20 protein-coding genes and 1 tRNA gene are annotated in these 21,344 nt (G+C 38.7%); 5 read left to right on the top strand and 16 right to left on the bottom strand.

Translation table 11 applies throughout. The features are described from left to right. Positions 1–13 precede the first annotated feature (13 nt). Together ACKTSC_RS01095 and ACKTSC_RS01090 are read left to right on the top strand one after the other, a co-directional pair. Complete coding sequence (locus ACKTSC_RS01095; protein ID WP_407856604.1) at positions 14–658, top strand: CPBP family intramembrane glutamic endopeptidase; 645 nt, start codon at positions 14–16, stop codon at positions 656–658. Positions 659–737: 79 nt separating this feature from the next. Then, positions 738–1,358, top strand: a complete 621-nt coding sequence (locus ACKTSC_RS01090) for an NAD(P)-dependent oxidoreductase (RefSeq protein ID WP_332580744.1) — start codon at positions 738–740, stop codon at positions 1,356–1,358. Positions 1,359–1,399: 41 nt separating this feature from the next. Here ACKTSC_RS01090 and ACKTSC_RS01085 read toward each other — a convergent pair whose 3' ends face one another. The 7 genes from ACKTSC_RS01085 to ACKTSC_RS01055 all read right to left on the bottom strand — a co-directional run bounded on the left by ACKTSC_RS01085 (position 1,400) and on the right by ACKTSC_RS01055 (position 8,560). Beyond that, positions 1,400–2,209 carry an MBL fold metallo-hydrolase gene (locus ACKTSC_RS01085; protein WP_332580743.1) on the bottom strand — a complete coding sequence of 270 codons (810 nt, stop codon included), beginning with the start codon at positions 2,207–2,209 and terminating at the stop codon, positions 1,400–1,402. A gap of 48 nt (positions 2,210–2,257) precedes the next feature. After that, complete coding sequence (locus ACKTSC_RS01080; RefSeq protein ID WP_407856603.1) at positions 2,258–3,103, bottom strand: two-component system regulatory protein YycI; 846 nt, start codon at positions 3,101–3,103, stop codon at positions 2,258–2,260. Continuing rightward, positions 3,104–4,417 (bottom strand): YycH family regulatory protein, encoded by a 1,314-nt coding sequence (locus ACKTSC_RS01075; RefSeq protein WP_407856602.1) that lies wholly within the window; start codon positions 4,415–4,417, stop codon positions 3,104–3,106. Then, positions 4,414–6,234: a cell wall metabolism sensor histidine kinase WalK gene (gene walK / locus ACKTSC_RS01070; RefSeq protein WP_407854846.1), complete on the bottom strand. Its 1,821-nt coding sequence runs from the start codon at positions 6,232–6,234 to the stop codon at positions 4,414–4,416. Before walK ends, ACKTSC_RS01075 begins: the two co-directional genes overlap by 4 nt. A gap of 11 nt (positions 6,235–6,245) precedes the next feature. After that, entirely contained in the window at positions 6,246–6,950 is a 705-nt protein-coding gene (yycF, locus tag ACKTSC_RS01065; protein ID WP_332580739.1) for a response regulator YycF, read from the bottom strand. Between the two features lie 214 nt (positions 6,951–7,164). Beyond that, entirely contained in the window at positions 7,165–8,019 is an 855-nt protein-coding gene (locus ACKTSC_RS01060) for a DegV family protein (RefSeq protein WP_407856601.1), read from the bottom strand. After that, positions 8,012–8,560: a DUF1836 domain-containing protein gene (locus tag ACKTSC_RS01055; protein WP_407856600.1), complete on the bottom strand. Its 549-nt coding sequence runs from the start codon at positions 8,558–8,560 to the stop codon at positions 8,012–8,014. The genes ACKTSC_RS01060 and ACKTSC_RS01055 overlap by 8 nt, the downstream gene beginning before the upstream one ends. 298 nt (positions 8,561–8,858) lie before the next feature. Here ACKTSC_RS01055 and ACKTSC_RS01050 point away from each other — a divergent pair. Next, positions 8,859–8,931 (top strand) — tRNA-Lys (locus ACKTSC_RS01050). 140 nt (positions 8,932–9,071) lie between these two features. Here ACKTSC_RS01050 and ACKTSC_RS01045 read toward each other — a convergent pair. The 8 genes from ACKTSC_RS01045 to opp3b form a co-directional block, all read right to left on the bottom strand. After that, on the bottom strand, positions 9,072–10,271 hold the full coding sequence (locus ACKTSC_RS01045) for an ABC transporter permease (protein WP_407856599.1): 1,200 nt from the start codon (positions 10,269–10,271) through the stop codon (positions 9,072–9,074). Continuing rightward, positions 10,268–10,954 (bottom strand): ABC transporter ATP-binding protein, encoded by a 687-nt coding sequence (locus ACKTSC_RS01040; RefSeq protein ID WP_332580735.1) that lies wholly within the window; start codon positions 10,952–10,954, stop codon positions 10,268–10,270. Before ACKTSC_RS01040 ends, ACKTSC_RS01045 begins: the two co-directional genes overlap by 4 nt. Continuing rightward, positions 10,955–12,157: an efflux RND transporter periplasmic adaptor subunit gene (locus tag ACKTSC_RS01035; RefSeq protein WP_407856598.1), complete on the bottom strand. Its 1,203-nt coding sequence runs from the start codon at positions 12,155–12,157 to the stop codon at positions 10,955–10,957. Then, on the bottom strand, positions 12,158–12,637 hold the full coding sequence (locus ACKTSC_RS01030) for a hypothetical protein (RefSeq protein ID WP_407854850.1): 480 nt from the start codon (positions 12,635–12,637) through the stop codon (positions 12,158–12,160). Between the two features lie 258 nt (positions 12,638–12,895). Further along, positions 12,896–13,852, bottom strand: coding sequence for an ABC transporter ATP-binding protein (locus tag ACKTSC_RS01025; protein WP_407856597.1), 957 nt, complete (start codon positions 13,850–13,852; stop codon positions 12,896–12,898). Positions 13,853–13,882: 30 nt separating this feature from the next. Beyond that, the gene (locus ACKTSC_RS01020) at positions 13,883–14,929 is read right to left on the bottom strand and encodes an ABC transporter ATP-binding protein (RefSeq protein ID WP_332580731.1); all 1,047 of its coding nucleotides are present in this window, start codon (positions 14,927–14,929) and stop codon (positions 13,883–13,885) included. Between the two features lie 7 nt (positions 14,930–14,936). Beyond that, the gene (gene opp3C, locus ACKTSC_RS01015; protein WP_332580730.1) at positions 14,937–15,971 is read right to left on the bottom strand and encodes an oligopeptide ABC transporter permease; all 1,035 of its coding nucleotides are present in this window, start codon (positions 15,969–15,971) and stop codon (positions 14,937–14,939) included. Next, on the bottom strand, positions 15,971–16,912 hold the full coding sequence (gene opp3b, locus ACKTSC_RS01010; RefSeq protein ID WP_332653773.1) for an oligopeptide ABC transporter permease: 942 nt from the start codon (positions 16,910–16,912) through the stop codon (positions 15,971–15,973). The genes opp3C and opp3b overlap by 1 nt, the downstream gene beginning before the upstream one ends. A 161-nt stretch (positions 16,913–17,073) precedes the next feature. On the opposite strand from opp3b, the gene ACKTSC_RS01005 reads away from it, so the two are divergent. Beyond that, on the top strand, positions 17,074–17,418 hold the full coding sequence (locus tag ACKTSC_RS01005; RefSeq protein ID WP_332580070.1) for a DUF3899 domain-containing protein: 345 nt from the start codon (positions 17,074–17,076) through the stop codon (positions 17,416–17,418). An 84-nt stretch (positions 17,419–17,502) separates the two neighbouring features. On the opposite strand, the gene ACKTSC_RS01000 is transcribed toward ACKTSC_RS01005, so the two are convergent. Beyond that, positions 17,503–19,167, bottom strand: coding sequence for a peptide ABC transporter substrate-binding protein (locus ACKTSC_RS01000; RefSeq protein WP_407854854.1), 1,665 nt, complete (start codon positions 19,165–19,167; stop codon positions 17,503–17,505). Positions 19,168–19,810: 643 nt separating this feature from the next. Here ACKTSC_RS01000 and ACKTSC_RS00995 point away from each other — a divergent pair. Beyond that, positions 19,811–21,325 (top strand): 2-isopropylmalate synthase, encoded by a 1,515-nt coding sequence (locus ACKTSC_RS00995; RefSeq protein WP_407856596.1) that lies wholly within the window; start codon positions 19,811–19,813, stop codon positions 21,323–21,325. The last annotated feature ends 19 nt before the right edge of the window (positions 21,326–21,344 follow it).

Genomic DNA, 21,344 nt, shown 5'->3' with positions numbered 1-21,344 from the left:
GAAAGGAAGAAAGATGGACGCAAAAAAATATAGTTTTATTACCATTGCTACTTACGGATTTGTCTTATTTTCGCCATTGCTTTTTCAGCGCTTTTTTAATGCCGGTCAATCTCAAATTATTCAGCTGACTACCTTGGCTTATTTTTTAGGGGCTGTATTAATGATAGTTTATCGTTACAAGTCACAGCCTTTCAAAATTGAAAACAAACAAAAACCATGGATCTTAGCTGGACTGATCGGATTGATCGGTATCCCAGTCTCACTTTTGTTACAAGTAGCGATCCTACAAATCGAACAACACCTTTTAGGCCAAACGGCAGCTTCTCAAAATACTGAGAATATCGTTCAATTGATCATGAACAACATGGTCTTTATTTTGGCCACTACGATTGCTGGTCCAATTATGGAAGAATTTGTTTTCCGTCGCGCGATTTTTGGAGCGCTAGAAATAAAATTCGGCTTTTTCATTCCTGCACTGATCAGTTCTTTACTATTTGCTTTTGCTCACAATGATGGCCATTATCTTTTATATGCAGGTCTAGGTTTCTTGTTCTGCGGAATGTATCGTTATAGTGGTCGCATCTGGACATCGATGATCACCCATGTTGTTATGAATTTATTAGTGGTGATCACACAACTAGCTTTACAATCAAAATAATCACAAACCTAATCTTTTGCCTTTTACGTAAAACCTCCCTAGACTGAAAGTATCATAATGTCTAGGGAGGTTTTAGTTTATGAAAATAGGAATTATCGGTGCAACCGGAAATGCTGGCTCATTGATTTTAAAAGAAGCATTAGCTCGTGACCTATCCGTCACCGCCATTGTCCGGCATCCAGAAAAGCTCCAAGTAAAAGTCCCCATCTTAGTTAAAGATTTATTCGAACTTACACCAAAAGATGTCGCATTTTTTGATGTCATTGTCGATGCCTTTCGACCACCGATCGGACAAGAAGAAATGCACCAGACATCGCTTAAACATTTAGCCGATATTTTACGTAATAGTACTACTCGATTGATCGTAGTCGGCGGTACTTCTTCTTTATTTATCAATGATAATGAACGAATGATCGATGTTTCTGATCCAAAAGCGGATTATTATCCAACTGCCTATAATATGTATCAAGCCTTTTTGAACTTAAAAATAGAGGAACAAGTCAATTGGACGTATTTAAGTCCAGCAGCAAATTTCATTCCTGCTGGCGAACGGACCGGCCATTACTTTACTAGCGATGATCACTTAAAGAAAAATGAAGCTGGTAAAAGCGAGATCAGTATGGCTGACTATGCGATTGCAGTAATCGACGAAGCCATCGAACCGCGTCATCTAAAACAACAATTCAGCGTTTATAGTTAATCACAAAAAACAGCGAACCTAAAAATAGGCTCGCTGTTTTTTTAGATTGCGAATAAATCCGTCGCACTGTCGGGATCTGTATCAAAAATCTGGAACTGATGATTGACACCTAGATCATAACGTGTCAATGTTTCTTCCATCGTCATATGTGCCAATTCTTTCATATTGTTTTCTCGGCTCAAATGGCCTAGATAGATCCGTTTTGTTCGATCACCTAGGATATCTGTCATTACTAATGCACCATCGTCATTAGATAAATGGCCGCGATCGCCCAAGATCCGTTGTTTTAAACTCCACGGATACGCACCCATTCGCAGCATCTCTAAATCATGATTGCTTTCAACTAGATAGGCATCTGCATCGCGGATCGTTCCTCTCACATGTTCGCTCGCATAGCCCGTATCCGTCAGCATCACAAATGAATGGCCGTCTTTATAAAAACGATAAAACTGCGGTGCCGCAGCATCATGCGACACGCCGAAACTTTCGATATCTAAGTCCCCAAACGTCAAGACTTTTCCCATATCAAAAATTTGTTTTTGTTCCAGATCGACTTTTCCGATCAACGGAGCCATCGCTTCCCACGTTTTTTCGTTGGCGTAGACTGGTAATTTATATTTTCTTGCTAGAACACCTACACCATGGATATGATCGCGGTGTTCATGCGTGACTAAAATCGCATCAAGATCTTCAGGTTTTCGATCGACCTCTGCCAATAATGAAGTAATTTTTTTTCCACTCAATCCAGCATCGACTAAAATTCTTTTTTGCGGCGTTTCTAAGTACAAAGAATTCCCTGAACTTCCGCTCGCTAAGATGCTGACTTTGAAGGCGTGATCCATTTCTAACATGAGCAATTGGTCCTCTCTTTCAAAACTGTTCCCAGTATACAACCCTTTTTATGGATTTTCCACCTTTGGAACCAAATTGTTCGTAATCACTTGGTTGTTCAATGCATTGACTTTTTCAATTTGTGTCGTTTTATCTGATGTTCTGATATTGACGAACCAGACCGGTACGTAGACATTTTTTTCTTGCACTTCCAACGTCCGGAAGTACCCTAGATAAACATTTGTGATCGTTGATTTGGCTGGAATATTATTATTGATATACAATGTGTTCAAAATTTCTTTTTCTGAATATAGGCTCATCTTTTCTCGTAAAGGTTCGATTTCTTTGAGATGTGTCTGAGTGTATTTCATGACTTGCTCAGCGCCATCCTCTTTTTCGATATCCATCGTCACACGAGACGTTTCATCGATAAAAGGAATCCCTTCATACGATTGTGCGCCAATGATTTTTCCAAGATCTTCATCTTTTTTAGAAAGATATGAAAGATACATGTATTCATCACCTTTTAAAATAAACTCATTATCGGCCATCAAACGTTTGAAGCTGCTTGCTGATTTCTTTAAATCAAACTTGGTTCCAGCACTAGGATAACTCGTCAACACTTTGTCTAACGCATTCGATGTACGTGCGACCGCTTGTCCAGAAGACTCGCTAAGCAAAGAAACAAAATTGTCTTGTTCTGCACTTAAATAATAGCCCTCACGATGCTCATCTGAAATATTGCCTTCGACCTTGATGTTATCATTTTCTAAACGCCGCAAGATATCTTCTCGTTGATTCGAGGTCGTGACCAGCCGCTGTTCATGCTGATTGCTCCAATAGATACTAAAAAGAAAAATATTCAATCCAATAAATACGAGAAAAAAGATCTGTTCAATTTTTCTAAAGTCCAATTAGTTTGCCCCCGTCTCTAGATTTCCTTGCATCAGCTGATCAGCTGAATACCAGTTATCATCGTATTTGACAAACCATTCTGGCATCAGTGAAACCAGTTTGTTGACGCCATCGACATCCTGCCAAGTATAACCAATGATAAAACTTTTGATACGAGTCAAATCAATCCCCGCAGCTGCTAAATTATTTTCCACTTCTAAAGTGCTCGGTAATTCGACTTCTTCATCAGAAGGAATCGGCACTTGGACAGTATCCATACTGATCTGGATACTGACTTTGGCATCTGCATTATTAGGTTGCGGCTCTACCGAAATACTCATCTTGCCTTTTGAAGACGTACTGAATATCGGATAGCCTTCAACAAAAATACGGTAATTGATCATTTTATCTTTCTGATCAAAATAACGCAGATTTCCAACGGCGGTACCTAAACGACTAATATAATGAAACGTTTGACTATAAATACTGTCATTCTTCAAACTTTCCGGTAATTCACCGTTGAAGGTAACCAAACGTTTTTGCTCATCCATCATTAGTTCTTCGTGTCCGCTGATAAATGAACGTGTCCCGCTGGCCTCCTCTTCGCCTTTTGCTTGGTCAGGATTTTGGAAAAAGGCATTTCTAAATAGAGAATACGATTGCGTCGTTAAAATATAACTATATTTTTTCAACCGAACCCGTTCTTGCGTTTCTAACAATCGAGGAAACGTTGGATTGTCACTCGACATACTCAAGTAGCGTCCTTGATTCTTCTCATAAATCTCTTTGATATTTGAGACATCTACAGAAGCCGTTGCTTCATAGACGATGTTTTCTTTGTAGTTCAAAAAGCGAATCTTTTTTCTAGCAAAATCGACTTGGATTTTAGAAAATGTGATCGTATCTGAATTTTTCAGTGCCTTCAAACTAATTGGCATATCGAATACTTTTACGTATTCTGCTAGTGAAAAATCACCTTCATAATTCAACTCGACCCCATCAGATAAGCTGTAATAGTTCTGGATTTCTGTTTCACCGCTAGCCACTTGCTGCAATTGACCATAGGTGCTTTCGGTCAAACGAGCTTGGGTAGTAGCCAATAAATTTTCACTGCTAGTTTGATATTTTCCACTATGGATATCCCAAATGCCTCGTAAAGGCAAAAAGGCATCCGTTGCTTTGGCATAATTTTGAGCATTTTTCACGGTTTGTTTCGTTGTATTGACTTCAGTTGTCTTAACCGTTGGGCTGAGCCAAATGGCATACGTCAATACCAAACTTAACAAAATCAAAGCTAAAAGCGCGATTCGGATAATTTTTTCTGATAATCTCATTCCCAAATATCCTCCTCATACGGCTCGTAAGGTAAAGAAATATAAAATGTCGATCCCTTGCCTTCAACACTTTCCACCCAAATTTGACCATTGTGAGCTTTCATAACTTCTTTTGAAATGGCTAGTCCCAGACCGGTACCGCCTTGTTGACGTGCCCGAGCCTTATCTACTCGATAGAAACGTTCAAAGACTTTATCCAGATCTTTTTTAGGAATTCCTAGACCTTCATCCGAGATACCTAAAACGACATTGTTATGAGTCTCCATCAACTGAGCCGTAATTTTTCCGCCATCTGGTGAATACTTGATCGCATTGTTCATGATATTATCGAGCACTTGCATGATTTTATCAGTATCGATCTCTACCCACAGATCACGTTCAGTAAATTCACGTACGATCCGATAATTTTTTTCTTGCCCCGTTACCATCATATCGAAGCGATCTAAAATATAATCGACCAATTCGTTGAAATTGACCAATTCAAGATCCATTTGCTGTGCACCGGAGTCCATCCGCGAAAGATTCAATAGATCATTGATCATACGGATCATTCGATCGGTTTCGCCTAAAGTTACTTGAATAAAATTCGGTGCGATATTCTCATCTTGCCAAGCACCTTCTTCTAACGCTTCTAGATAGCTACGCACACTAGTCAATGGTGTCCGCAATTCATGAGAGACATTCGATACAAATTGACGGCGTTCTTCATCGGTTTTTTCTTGTTCAGTTACATCATGTAACACGACGACCAACCCACTGATAAAACCAGATTCACGACGAATCATCGCAAAGTCTGAACGTAAAGTGATCTGTTCTTCTTCTTTTGAACGGTCGATCAAAATTTCTCCCGGTGCTTCTAATAATTTACGTAAAGTATATTCTTCTTCTAAATCTAATAACGTCAAGATCGATTGTCCGATTGCTTCTTCATTATCCATATCTAATAATGATAACGCCATCTCGTTGATCGTGATGACTTTTCCGCGTCGATCGGTGGCAATAACGCCATCGGTCATATGGGTCAGAACGCTGTCTAATCGATTTCGTTCTGCTTCCATCGTGTCTTGTGCATCTTCTACTCGGTCAGATAATTTATTGAAGGTCTCGGCTAGCTGACTTAATTCATCGTGCCCATGGATTTCAACTTTTTCTGAATAATCCCCTTGGGCGATCCGCATAGCTTGTTTTTGCATTTCTTTGATTGGTTTAGTGATCGAACGAGCGACCAATAAAGCCACGATGATCGATATCAGCCCGGCAATAACGGAGGCCGTAAAGAAGATCAAAGCGGTATTGCTTATTTCGGTATATTTTTGCTCAATATCACTCTTAACATAAAGAGCCCCGATCACAGCCGAATCGCCGGTCGGGGACTGAATAGGTTGAACATTAATATATACCCGTTGATTATTGTCATCGAGTGTCACATATTGTTTCAATGAAAAATCATCGATCTCGCTGGAATCATTTTTCTTTCCGACGATCGAATCCTTTTGACCGACATCATTAGTCGCCAAAACAATTCCCTTATCATCTACGACCCACATTTCTTTGATGTCCGATGCCGTATTATTTTCTAAGATCCGTTGCAACTGATCGGCTTCATTTTCGCTATTTTCAGCCATCGTCGAAGCAATCGTCGTGCTTAATAAAGCGACCCGTTGATTCATATCTTTTGTAAAACTATTGATCGTTGATTTTTCAAGGCCACGAATAAAGTACGCACCGATAAGTTCGATTGAAATCAGTAAAATTAAAATAAATGAGAATGCGACTTTAAAATTTACTGATCGATAAAAACGGACTTTCTTTTCCATGTTCTCTTCCTTTAATCCTGTTCAGGATTGCGTAGGTAATAGCCTACGCCACGTCTGGTTACTAAATAAGTCGGATGACTTGGGTTGTCTTCAATTTTTTCGCGTAAACGACGAACGGTCACATCAACTGTCCGAACATCCCCAAAATAATCATAGCCCCAAACCGTTTGCAATAAATGTTCACGTGTCATGACTTGGCCAATGTGTTTGGCTAAATAATGCAATAATTCAAATTCACGATGCGTCAATTCGATCGTACCGCCATGTTTTGTGACCATATACGCATCTGGATGAATCGTTAAATCACCGATTGTCAGATCCGTTTGGGTCGTTGTTTCTTCTTCTTTTGGAGCTTGTCCGCCACGACGTAAATTAGCTTTTACTCGTGCGACTAATTCACGATTAGAAAAAGGTTTCGTTACATAATCATCGGCACCTAATTCTAACCCTAAAACTTTATCGATTTCAGAATCTTTTGCCGTCACCATAATGATCGGCATCTCATGTGTTTTGCGTACTTCACGAGCTACTTCTAAACCATCTTTTTTTGGTAACATCAAATCCAAAATAATCAAATCTGGATTTACTTCTTCTACTTTCTCTAAAGCTTCCTCACCATCATAAGCGGTAAAGACTTCATAGCCTTCTTTCGTCAGATTGAACTTAACAATATCGGAAATCGGTTTTTCATCATCAACAACTAGAATTTTTTTCACTAAGAGTCACCTCATACCTTTTTTAAGATTGTATGCACGCCTTACCATTATACAATAATTTCAATAGTGTTTCATCTTTTCAATAATACTACCGTTCTTTTACAATAATTACTTAAGAAAAAAAGCAAAAAAATTGACGATTATCCGGTCAGCCAAGAAAAGTACCATCTTATATAGGAAATAAAAAAGACGAGCAACAGCTCGTCTCTCATTATTAATCAAGTACTTGACACACCACACCTAGCGAACCTGGACCCGTATGGACGGCTAGTGCTGGTGAGACTTTACCAAAATAAATATTCTCAGCAGTAGGAAATAATTCGTGTAAACGCGCACGCATCTTTTCTGCGGTTTCTAACGCATCTGCTTGTGTGATTGCTAGATTAAAACGCTTATGTGTACCGATTTGGTCTTTCACCAATTGGATCGTTTTATCGATACTTTTGTTCAAGCCTCGTACTTTAGCAACAGTATAATAAATACCTTCTGGATTACATGAAATAATCGGCTTTAATTTTAGGGCGCTACCTAATAATGACGCCACTAATCCAATTCGACCACCTTTTTGTAAATATTCAAGGGTATCAACATTAAAGAAGATTTTAGTATGGGGAATTTTACTTTCAACTTCAGCGATCACATCGTTGAAATTTTTTCCTTGTTTGATCAAATCGCCTGCATAAATTGCTAGAATGCCTGCGCCGATCCCGACATTTTTGGTATCGATCGAATGGAAAGTCAGGCCTGCATAATGCTCACCTAATACACGTAAAGCATTATACGTTCCGCTTAATCCGCTTGAGATCGTCACCATGATCACCTGGGTATAACCTTGAGCTTTGATTTGATCAAAAACTTGATGGATCAATTCTCCATCTGGTAATGATGTTTTAGGTAATTCTTTTTTTATCAAGGGGAAAATCGTATCAGAACTGATATCGATCCCATCTCGGTATTCTTTATCACTAAAGATGATTCTAAGCGGAACCATAAAAAATGGTCCATTATCAATCACTTCTTGTGGGACATCGGTCCCTGAATCAACTAAAACTGCAATTTTCTCAGTCATTACTTTCGCCTTCTTTCTCTTTTTCCAATTGAATGATCTTTTCCGCTAACATTTTTTGCGTCAGCGAAGCGACCGCACTTTCCATTGCTAAATAATGCACGTCCTTATTGGTCCGCGTCGTAGTGATCGTTTCACCTGCGATCATTTTTGCGCTATCGCTCAATGCCGCTTCTTGTACGATACAAAAATTGTTATAGGCTTCTTGCGGTTCATTGACCGATAACTGCATCCGGATCAACTCGTTGATATCTGGAATCGCAAATACTTGTTTCAACGAAGTGATCGCGATCAAGTAAGCCAAGTGATTGCGATTGTAACGCTTCTTCACTGGTGGTGGTACCAATTTGTGTTTAACGTAATTATTCACCATCGCACTCGATAAGACAGTTTGCTTTTCATTTTGAATCAATGGAGACAAGTAACGATCGACTAGTGTAATGACTTGATCCATATACAATTCTAATTCTGGTAATTCTTCCCAACGAGGCAGACGAACACTTTGGATCGTTTCGGCCCATTCTTTGAGTGCATTCTCTTCCAAATCTAATAGCTCCTCTTGTGATACTGAAAATTTCGTTTATCTATTGGTTCAAAGATATTTTTTATTTTTCAATCATTTTATTGAAACGCCAGTCAATTGATTTTATCGCTAAAAATAGTTAGACTACGATAAAGTGACAAATGAAACCGGCATCTTTGAATTCTTATTTTAGCAAAATTACCATGATTCTACAATATAGTTTTCGAAACTAGATAAATAAAATATTTTCTTTAATTAAATCTTTATTTATTCTTGCATTTTTATTTTCTCAGTGCTAACATATGTAAGTAATTTGTTTGGGCTGTTAGCTCAGTTGGTAGAGCAGCTGACTCTTAATCAGCGGGTCGTGGGTTCGAACCCCTCACAGCCCATTGGGTGCCAAACCCACGTCACCGGCACAATCTTGGCGTCTTCGGACGTTTCGAAAAGAATGTGTGCGGTGGCATTTTTTATTTATCTGAAAAGCAAAAAAGTTGAAACAAAAGTATTTTTACTTTTGTTCCAACTTTTTTTATCTTAAAATATCGATCAAATCTTTTTTTGCTGCTTCGGATGCTGGCATAACAGAAAAGAGTAAACCAATTCCGCTGGAGACACCAACCGCTAAACAAACGGTAAATAAATCTACCGAAACATGGATATCCATCACACTGCCAATAGCATAAGCGACTAGCATTCCTAATAGATAACCAATGATTCCGCCTACTAAGGTCAGCGTCATCCCCTCTAATAAAAACTGGAGACGAATCGCTCCTCGCGTTGCTCCTAAAGCTCGTCGAATCCCGATCTCTTTCGTACGTTCTGAAACAGAGATATACATCATATTCATTACACCAACTCCTGCAATAAATAAAGAGATTCCTGCTACAGCACTAATAAAGAGTGTAATACTACTCAAGACATTACTGATGCCATCTGTCATCATCGCCATATTAGAGACTTGGTATTCTCCCTGTTGACGCATCGCCCCATTTGCTTTCAATTTATTGATAGCTTTTTCAGCAATTTTATTTATTTTGCTGCCGTTGGCCAAAGTCAATACCACAGATCCAGTATTTTTTTCATTGCCGAAAAAGTGCGTATAAGTCTTTCGTGGGATTTGGACTTTTGTAGCGCCGACTGAAAACATGGATTCCTCCGCGCCAGCCGGAAAAACACCTACGATCGTAAAGACTTCTTGATCCATTTCGAAACCACGTCCCACGGCTTCACTTGCTGTCCCAAAAAGTTCTTTCGCTAACGAGGCATCCAATGTCACAACTTTATTTTGTGTTTGATTGTCAAAAGCCGTTAGCGCCCGACCGTGACTAACTGCTTTACCTTTTTTGGTAACTACCCCAATACGAGTGCTTTTAGTTTTTTCTTTTACAGGGATGTCTTTATAGATGTAAGTCAAATCCGTTTTAGGATATGAGACTTCTTCTACTCCGTCAATTGTTTTCAACAAACTAAAATCAGACCTTTGGATCAGATCAAGATTTGATTCATACAAATTATTATTATTAGGAACAAAATCGATATTAACTTCTAGCTTATCTGATTCCTCTGAAGTAAGACTTTTGATCGTATCGCGTTCAAATCCACGACCGATCGATAAAATCGCAATCACAGCCGCGATGCCAATGATAATTCCAAACATTGTTAAGGCACTTCTTTTTTTATTCTTGAAAATCGATCCTAACGAAGAACGCCAATTCACATAAAATTTCATGCTTCAATCACCGCCCGATCTTCAATAATTGCGCCGTCTCTGATTTGAACAAGTCGCGTACAGTAAGGAACGACTTCTGGATCATGGGTCACTAAAAAGATCGTGACTTGATCTTGACGATTCAATTCCTTGAACAATTCCATGATGTCGTTGGAGGTGTGTGTATCCAGTGCCCCTGTTGGTTCATCTGCAATGATAAACTTTGGTTGGTTGATCAATGCTCGGGCAATCGCGACACGTTGTTGCTGCCCGCCAGAAAGTTGACGAGGATGTTTTTCTGCTTTGTCTGCTAAACCAACTTTGGCTAACACTGCCATAACTTTTTCTTTGGTTTGATGGAAACTGTAGCCATTATATAGCAAAGGCAGCTCAACATTTTCGTAAACGGTATAATTTTCGATCAAACTGAAGTTTTGAAAAACAAATCCAACTGTTTGATTTCGAATTTTTGATAACCGATCATCTGTTGTCGTAATAAGATTTTCTCCTTCAAAGAGATACTCACCTTCAAATTTCGTATCGATAAAACCTAAAGTATTGATCAATGTCGATTTTCCACTACCTGAAGGGCCCATGATCGCAATCATCTCACCAGCATCGGCGTAAAGATTGATGTCTTTCAATACATGCAAGACTTCCTCATCATTCCGATAATATTTATTGATCTGTTTTAATTCGATCATTTAATCCACCGCCAATTCCTGACCATCATGTAACGTCTTATCAGGATTTGAGATTATCTTGTCTCCTTCTTTAAGACCTTCTTTTAAAATCACGTAACTTCCTTGATTTTCAGTTTTGATCGTCGCTTCATGGACTTTGCCTTTACGATAAACAAAAACATATTCTGTATCGCCAGTAGTTCGAATCGCTTTTTTAGGAATACGAAGCTCATCGAGTGGCAGAACTACTTGGACATTGTAACCATAATGCAACGTTTCCGTTGGTTTAACACTAAAACTATAATTTGAAATCGAAGAAGCAGCCGTTGTTGTTGCATTTCCATTGGTCTGACTAGCTTGATCAGGTAGTTGGTTAACATGCGTGATCGTTCCTGCAATTTCTTGATTCGTCGTCACTGGTTTGATCGTTACCGAAGCATCTTGTTTTACTTGAGGATAATCATATTCAGAAGCGGTTGCTTCAACAGTGACTTCATTGCTGACTACTTTTACAACTGGAACGGTCGCATCATTTTTGCCTTTTTGATCGACATAAGCAATTCCTTTTGTCGTACTAGTTACGACGGAACTTACTTTATTTCGGACGGTATCGACACTTTGATTGGCCGAATTTAATTCTACATTCGCACTTTCTAATCCTTGTCGCGCTTGAACGACCGCATCTTTTGCACTATCTAATGCTGTTTCATACTGATCTTTTTCTTGTTTGTACTGCTCTTTTTTAGCTGCGCCTTCCTCCGTGTTTTCATTCGTATTATTATAATTATTGATAGCCGTATTCAATTGTTGCTGAACTTTTGCCTGTTTATCTTGAGCAATCGCCAGCATCTCTTGTGCGTTCGTCACCGCGAGATTCAATTTATCTAAATTACTACTTTGTTCCTCAGCTTGAGTTTCATATTCTGGATTGGTATAGCTCAACAAAGTTGTTCCTTCAGCTACTTCTTGACCATCCTCCACATTGATTGTTGAAATTTTCCCCAACGTTTGATCTAAATAATAATCCTGCGTATGTGTCGCTTGGACGATTCCGTTGAATGTCAGCGGATCCGTTTTCTTTAACGTAACCGTTTGAAATTTATTTTCGCTCGTCTTACTTGGCTTCATTTGTTGGAAGACAATAATTCCGATCACTAACACCAATGCAATGATTCCGCCAATGATACTCCAACGAATTTTTTGTTTTCTCGTCATTTTTTTCATTTAGGCTACCTCTACTGGTTCTGCTTTGAATAAATGAACGATTACGATTACTGCTGGAATCAAGAAAATCAATTGAAAAATCAACGTAACGATCATCATGATCAATGAAACATTCGCACCTTCAACTTGCATCGTCGGTTGCATCAATTGATTGATCAATAGCCCGACCAAACTCCAGATGATATAGACATAATAAGGAACCTTTGTTGGAATCGATTCATCTGCTAATTTTTTATTGGCTTTAAAATAAAAGACCAGTAAGCCAATCGTGACGATCAGTGAAACGATCGAGAAAATTTTTGTGAATGGACTATTCAGATAATCAAACATTTCTTGACCATAGTCGCCTAACATTTTGTAGTCACTAAGTTTTGGATTCAATGATTTGGGTAAGCCAATAATCCCAGTAATCGTTGAAAGTATTCCTAAAATAATCAAAATCATATTCCATGTCTTTGCTTTCTTCAGATGCTTTTCCATTTACTCACTCCTAAATAATTTTATTTAATGAAAACAATCTCCAACCCTAAAGTGATCTCATTAAATTAGTCCAAGTATACTCAAATTTGATTATCTTTTAAAGTGAAATTGGAAAATAAAATTTTTTTTGGTCATTGTTATTTTTTTAATTGTTTATAAACAAAAGAAATAGCAAATATTTATTTGTTTAAATAAACATTTTAAGTTATTTAAAATAAAAAAAGCTATGACTCAGGCGTCATAGCTTTTCTCTCAAATTTAACTTTTAACCAATAATTTTGCACTTTTTAAGTGTTCTAATTTTTTCTTATAGTAGGCCACTTCATCTTCTGAAGAATAAATATAGTGTCCAGGACCAATCTCTCGCAATGTTCGAGTCTTGCCATCATGTGGTTCTGTTTGATATTTGATCCGGCGGCGTTGACGTTCATGGTCTGGATCGGGCATCGGGATCGCCGACAACAAACTCTCCGTATAAGGATGGACACCAAAATGATAAATTTCTTCACTATCGCCAACTTCTAATAAGTGCCCATTGTTCATAACACCGATTCGATCACTGATATGTTTTACCATCGACAAATCATGAGCGATAAACAGATACGTCAAGTTTTGTTCTTTTTGCAAATCTTGAAGCAAATTCACGACCTGTGCTTGGATCGATACATCCAAGGCTGAGATCGGCTCATCACAAATAATAAAGCGTGGACGAACAGCTAGGGCACGTGCGATACCGATCCGTTGGCGTTGTCCACCTGAAAATTCATGAGGATAACGCGTACCGTGGCTTGGATTCAACCCGACCGTCTCTAATAATTCATTGACGATCTTGTCCCGCTCTTTCGGCGTACTAGCTAATTTATTGACATCAATACCTTCAGCAATGATATCTTTTACTTTCATCCGCGGATTCAATGAAGCATACGGATCTTGAAAAATCATTTGAACATCGCGACGGAATTTGGTCAATCCAGCTTTTCCGTGGATCTTCGTGACATCTTCCCCGTCAAATAAGATTTCCCCCGCTGTTGGTTGATTTAAGCGAATGATCGAACGACCTGTCGTTGATTTTCCGCTACCTGATTCACCAACTAATCCAAAAGTTTCGCCTTCATTGATGTAAAAGCTGACATCGTTAACTGCTCGAACCTCATTTTTTGTACCAGTATTAAAATACTGTTTTAAATGTTTGACTTCTAATAATCGTTTCTCCATGTATAGTCCCCCGTTTTTTTCTCACTTTGTTTAAGCAGAATATTGATTTTGCTTTTTGCGGAAAATATCCCAACGTCTTTGGATCTCAGCCGGAGGCGTTACTTTCGGAGCTTGTGGCGCTAACAACCAAGTCGCTGCTTTATGCGTCTCTGAAAGTTCAAAGAACGGCGGTTCCATCTCTGCATCAATTTTCAAAGCAAATTCATTCCGAGGATAAAAGGCATCCCCTTTTGGAGGATCTAATAGATCCGGCGGTGAACCTGGAATCGCATAAAGACGATCATTTTCACTATCTAATGTCGGCATCGAACCTAATAATCCCCACGTATACGGATGTTGCGGATTATAAAAAATTTCTTCTGCTGTACCGACTTCAATAATTCTACCCGCATACATAACTGCTACCCGATCCGCTACGTTCGCCACAACACCAAGGTCATGGGTAATGAAGATGATCGATGTTTCAATTTTTTCTTGGATTTCTTTTAGTAATTCTAAAATTTGAGCTTGAATCGTTACATCTAAAGCCGTTGTCGGTTCATCTGCAATCAAGATTTCAGGATTACAGATCAAAGCGATCGCGATGACGATCCGCTGACGTTGTCCACCCGAAAACTGATGGGGATAATTTTTAAGTCGTTTTTCAGCATCGGGAATCCCGACCAGGTTCAGTAGATCCAGTGCAGCTTGCATGCCTTCCTTTTTTGAAACCTTTTTGTGTTTGCGCAATGACTCTGCTACTTGTTTTCCAATCGTCATAGTAGGATCCAATGACGTCATCGGATCTTGAAAAATCATGGCGATTTCGCGACCACGAATTTTTTGCATTTCTTTTTCAGTTTTATCAACGATATTTTCACCTTTGAATAAGATATCTCCTTCATCGATGTTGGCGTTACTAGACAACAATCGCATGATCGTTCGAGTAGTAACAGATTTTCCGCTACCTGACTCGCCAACGATTGCCAATGTTTCACCCTTATTCAAATCGAAGTCCACACCACGAATTGCTCGCACTTTTCCGGCATAGGTATCGAATGAAATATTTAAATTTTTCACTTCTAAAATTTTTTCCATAAATTCTTCACTCTTTCATTTTCGGATCGAATGCGTCACGTAGACCATCGGCTAACAAGTTAAAGCAGATCATGATCAATGAGATCGTCACGGCTGGTATCCATAATAAGTATGGCAAATACAAGAACGTTTTGTATCCGTCGTTCAGCAATGTACCTAGTGAAGCAGCCGGCGGTGTCAAACCTAAACCAATGAAACTCAAGAATGCTTCGAAGAAAATTGCTGTCGGAATACTAAACATCATTTGGATGATGATAACACTGGAGATATTTGGAATAATGTGTTTCAGTGAGATTTTCCATTTCGATTCACCCAGAGTCATACCTGCTAAAACATATTCTTGATCTTTTAGCTTGAGGGTCTGGGCTCGGACAATTCGGGCCATTGGTATCCAGTTCGTAATAGCCATTGCAGCAACGATCGAGAAGATCCCTGGTTCAAAGACGACCAACATCAAAATCATTACTACTAAGTTGGGAATCCCAGAAAGAATTTCCAAGAAACGTTGCATTGCGTTATCGACTCTGCCGCCTAACATACCAGAAATTAGTCCGTAAGCAACACCGATCGTGATATCAAACAATGCGGCAATAAAAGCAATCAATAATGAAATACGTGTTCCCATGAATAGGCGACTCAATACGTCACGGCCTAATCCATCTGTTCCTAACAAGTAATTCACGCTGCTAGGCACATCTGCTTGCGCATATTTATCAACTAATTCACCAGCGACCATTGTTTTTCCGTTTAAACCATTGATATTCAAGCCCGGAACTCGAGGGGGTAAATTGATATAATCAACGTTTTGTTTCGTTGGATCTTGTGGAGAGACAAAGATCGTTGCGATAGATATTACGATAATAATCGCCAAAACGACCATTGAGATAACTGCCGCTTTATTCTTTTTCAAACGACGCCAAGAATCTTGTAAGAAATTCAAGGAAGGTGCGGCGATCTCCTCGCGTTCTGCTTCCGTATTTTTTTGTAAGGGTTGAAATTCATCAGCGGGAATATCAACGATTGAAGGATATTTTATTTCCATTAACTCTTACTCCCTTCTGACAGACGGATCCGAGGATCCACAAAACCATAAAGTAAATCGACGACCAAAATCACGAAGACCAACATGAATGAATACAAAATCGTAACAGCCATGATTGTTGGATAATCATTGGTCATGATTGATTTAACAAATTGTTCCCCGATACCAGGGATAGCAAAAATATTTTCGACAACTAATGAACCCGTCATCAACGCAACGGCTAGTGGCCCTAACAAAGTCATTAAAGGAATCAAACTATTACGCAAGCCATGTTTAAAGGCGATTTCCCAACGGCTTAATCCTTTCGCACGTGCTAACTCCACGTAATCACTGTGCAAGACTTCTACCATTTCCGTTCGAATGAAACGCGCGGAATCGGCTAACGGCGACATCGCTAATGCGAGAGTTGGTAAAATCGTATAGGCAAAACCTTCCCATTTAGCAATCGGTAAAATACGCAATTTCATTGCAAAGATATATTGTAATAACACAGCGAAAACGAAGTTAGGAATTGAACGACCTAAGATCGCTACTAATGTTGCCAATGTATCTGCCCATGAATTTTGTTTCATTGCAGAAATCGTACCTAAGACAATACCGACAAACGTTCCGAAGATAATTGCTTGCAAGCCTAATTGTAATGATGGTCCGATACGGCCAGCCAATAAAGAAGCAACTTCTTGGTTTTTGAATTGGAACGAAATTCCAAAGTTTCCTTGGACCAGGTTCATTAGATAGACCCAATACTGAACAATGATCGGTTTATCTAGACCAACTTGTTTATTCAACATTGCAATCGTTTCAGGACTTAATCGTTCTTGGTTGGTATACGGTGTTCCTGGTAGTAATTGCATTAAGAAAAAGGTGATCGTTGCAATCAACCATAATGTCACTAGCATGAAAAAGACACGCTTTAAAAAATATTTAAAATAACTGCCCATGAGGTGCCTCCTAATTCGTTTCAACGAATCCATCAAGCGACTCGTTGTTGCGTTCTTAAATTTTGACTTCTACTTTTGTTATGGTTTACAGTAGAAGAAAGTTCTAGGTAAATCGTTTTATTTAAAAAGCTTTTAAAGCCTTTAATTATTGGAGTGTATGTATGAAAAGTAAATTATTTCCCATTGGGATCGGCGGTGGATTACTTTTGATCACGATCATCTTTTCGATCATTCAAAAGCCGTTTTCACTACTCGCCTTATCAAATCGTTTATTTCTTATTGGACTGCCTTTTTTGATCATTGGAATCTTGTTTTGGATTTTTTCTTCAGGCTTCTTTGATCACTTTCAACGTTCAATGCATCATGCGTTTAGCAGAAGACAAAAGAAAAAACCAGAATTTCAGTCCTTCTCTACCGTTGGACAAGGACGCTATTCTTTTTGGTTGATCATTGCAGCCATTTTGATTGGTTCTTCGATACTTTGTATTTTACTAACAATGATTTAAAAGGAAGTTGGAACGAGATTCGTTCCAACTTCTTTTTATTTGTCATTGTTTTTCTTTTAATTGATTGAACTAGTTGAAAAATACTTATTTTTCAACGTATGTCCATTTGTAATCCCATGAAGCGCCGGCAGGATGGTGAACGATGCCTTTGACTTTTTCATTGATCAAATGTGCTTCAGATAATTGATACAATGGTGCCACACCTGATTCGTCTGAGATAATTTTGTTTGCTTCTTGTAGGTCTTTCCAACGAGCATTTTCATCACTTGCATCTTTATTCGCTGAATCTTCTACCGCTGTATCGTAATCTTCATTACTCCAACGACCACGGTTATAAGAATTGCCTGTTACGAATAAATCAGTAAAGCTTGAAGGGTCTGCATAGTCAGCGCCCCAGCCGCCAAGTAAGACATCAAAGTCACCTGCATTTGAACGGTCTAGACGAACAGAGAATGGTACTGGTGTTGGTTTCACTGTTACTCCTGGTAACGCTTCTTCCAACGCACTTTGCATATATTCAATCACTTTCTTCGATGAATCTGTATCAGAAGCCATCAATTCAAATGATAGTGAGTCGATATTCAATTCTTTTTTAGCTTTTTCCCAATACTCTTTGGCTTTCTTCTTATCGTATGGAGCTAAATCGCCAGCTTCTTTCGCAAAATCTTCATCCGTTTCAGGGTTTTTAGACATACCTGATGGAACTAAACCAGTTGAAACGACTGAACCATCACCTAACACTTGGTTCACAAGTGATTTACGGTTGATCGCATATGAGATCGCTTTACGTAAGTTTTCGTTTTTAAATGGTGAATTATCCTCACGTTGATTGAACTCTAAGTAACTTGTACGAGCTTCTTTAAATGATTGATATGTTGATTCATTCGCATTTTGTTGTGCTAACTCACCAGAAAGAATGATGTCGTCTGCTTCACCATCTTTAAATAAATTCAATGCAGTAGATGACTCTTTTACAACATTGACTTTGATTGAAGACAATTTCACTTCATCTTTATCCCAATAGTTATCATTTTTCTTGTATTCCCATTCTGTATCTGTACCAGGACCATCGAAGCCTTCTAAAGTAAATGGGCCATTGTAAACGGCTTTATCACTCTTGCTTGCGTAATCTTTACCATTGGCTTCGACCACTTTTTGGTTTTGTGGGAAGAATGATGGAAATGCTAATAAGTAATCAAAATAAGGCGTTGCTTTTGCTAATGTGATTTCTAATTCATAATCACCGACTGCTTTGATGCCTAATTCGTCAGGTGATTTTTTTCCTGCAGTGATATCTGCAGCATTTTCAACTGATTCAAAAAGGTAAGCATATTCTGAGGCTGTCTCTGGTTTCACTGTACGTTGCCAACCATAAACATAATCTTTTGCTGTTACAGGATCGCCATTCGACCATTTTGCGTCCTCTCTTAGTTTCACCGTGTAAGTCTTGCCATCGTCACTTACTTTGACTTTTTCACTTGCACCGGCTGGTTGAGGTTTGTTGTCTTTGTCTAGACGATAAATTCCTTCATATACATTGTTCAACGCAGTGAAACTGATTGTATCTGTTGCGACAGATAGATCAGCTGTAGGCATTTCTTGTGAAACGACCAAATTAAATGTGCCGTTATCCGATGCCTTACCGCTTGCTGAACTACTACTGTCTGTAGAAGAACTACTTCCTCCATAACACCCCGCCAAAACGAGTCCGCAAATTGCGACAATACCATAAGCTAATTTGTTCCTCATATCCTTTTCCCCTTTTGATCAAATGATCTAAAATTTTTGATTCAATTTTCAGAATAATTACGCATTTCTGAATATGAACAATATTTTAATCATTTATTTTTAATTAATCAAGTAATAAACACCAAAAATTCTAATTTTATTCTTTTTTTCCAAAAAATTCCTTATAATACTTGTCAAATCAACAAATTTGTCGGTATTTTTTTTTTGCAGGAAAAACTAAAACGCTTTTTTTGGTTAAAAAGAACATTTTTTCCTTTTTGAAGCATTTTTATAACACGTCAATGGCAGTTGAATCATCACAAAAAAATCATAGATACCGTTTTCTATTCTTTGATTACCTATTATTCCGCCCAATAAAAGCAAAAAAACTGGATTTATTCTCATTTATTTTTCATAATAGCATTGACATCTCACATCGTTTTCTATAAGATTATAAAAAACAATTTCAAAAAAATTCTGACAATAACGGGTGGTTGCTATGAAAAAATCAATTACAACACATATCGCAACTTTATTATTATGCTAGGGACTTATTGAAAAATATTTCAATAAGCCCCTATTCGCATTGCATCGGAGAAGAAAGTGGTTCTTCTTCGATGGGATGCTTTTTTTATACCCATTTTTTGTCATAAGGAGGAAGAACATGAGACAAATCCAATTTTTCGACACCACACTAAGAGATGGGGAACAAACCCCTGGCGTTAATTTCAACACCAAAGAAAAGGTTCAAATCGCTCTGCAATTAGAAAAATGGGGCATCAATGTGATTGAGGCAGGTTTTCCTATCGCCTCCCCTGGTGATTTTGAAGCTGTCAAAGCGATCGCTGAAAATGTTACACAAATGACTGTGGCTGGTTTGGCTCGTTGCCAAAAGAAAGATATCGATCGAGTATACGAAGCATTAAAAAATGCGGTCGATCCACAGATCCATGTCTTCTTGGCAACTAGCGAAGTCCATATGAAATACAAATTGAAAATGACGCCTGATGATGTTTTAGCTTCCATCAAAGAGCATGTCACTTATGCACGGAACTATTTTGAAAAAGTCCAATTTTCTCCTGAAGATGCTTCTCGAACGGAGAAAGACTTCCTATTAAAAGCCGTTCAAACAGCCATTGATGCCGGCGCAACCATTATCAATATTCCTGATACGGTCGGTTACTCTAATCCAGCTGAATATGGCGCTCTATTTAAATTTTTGATTACGCAGATAAAAAGCGAAAAAGAGATCATCTTCTCCTCACATTGTCATGACGATTTGGGAATGGCGACTGCCAATGCGCTTGCGGCAATCGAGAATGGTGCAAACCGAGTTGAAGGTGCAGTCAACGGGATCGGTGAACGAGCAGGTAACACTGCCTTGGAAGAAGTCGCCTTAGCATTAGCAATTCGTAAAGATTTTTATCACTGTCAATCAACGATTGTATTAAACGAAACCAAACGAACCAGCGATCTTGTATCACGACTTTCTGGCATTGCTGTTCCTAAAAACAAAGCGATCATTGGTGACAATGCCTATGCGCATGAATCGGGGATCCATCAAGATGGCGTATTAAAAAATCCTGAAACCTATGAGATCATCACGCCAACTCTTGTTGGTGTTTCGCAAAACTCTCTACCGCTAGGAAAATTATCTGGTCGTCATGCTTTTAGCTCTAAACTTGAAGAATTAGGTTACCAACTAACAGATGACGAAAGTAAAGAGGCCTTCAAGCGTTTTAAAATTTTAGCGGATAAGAAAAAACAGATTACGGATAACGACTTGGTTGCTTTGCTGGCTGACCAGCACCGTGAAGAAATCGAGAAATATCGATTAGCTGATGTACAAGTCCAATACATTTCGAACGGTTATCAAAGTGCGATCGTTTCGATCACTGACGAGGACAACCAAATAAAAGTAGCTTCCAAAATTGGTTCTGGCAGTATCCAAGCGATCTACAATGCGATCGATGAATTGTTCCAACAACGTCCGAAATTGACCGACTACGAGATTCAAGCATTAACTAGTGGCGAGGATGCTCAAGCGGAAGTACGGATCACTTTGCATGATGAAAAAAGTAAACAAGATTTTCGTGGCATCGGCGTAGACTTTGATGTTTTACATGCTTCAGCTAAAGCATATGTCCAAGCCTGCAATCATTTGATCCAAGAACATTAAATTTTCAGATTAGTGAACC

The organism is Enterococcus hailinensis (genome assembly GCF_045862035.1).
GTDB lineage: Bacteria > Bacillota > Bacilli > Lactobacillales > Enterococcaceae > Enterococcus_A > Enterococcus_A hailinensis.
Note: the sequence above shows the minus strand (reverse complement) of the source record. Positions and strands in the feature narration are given on the sequence as shown.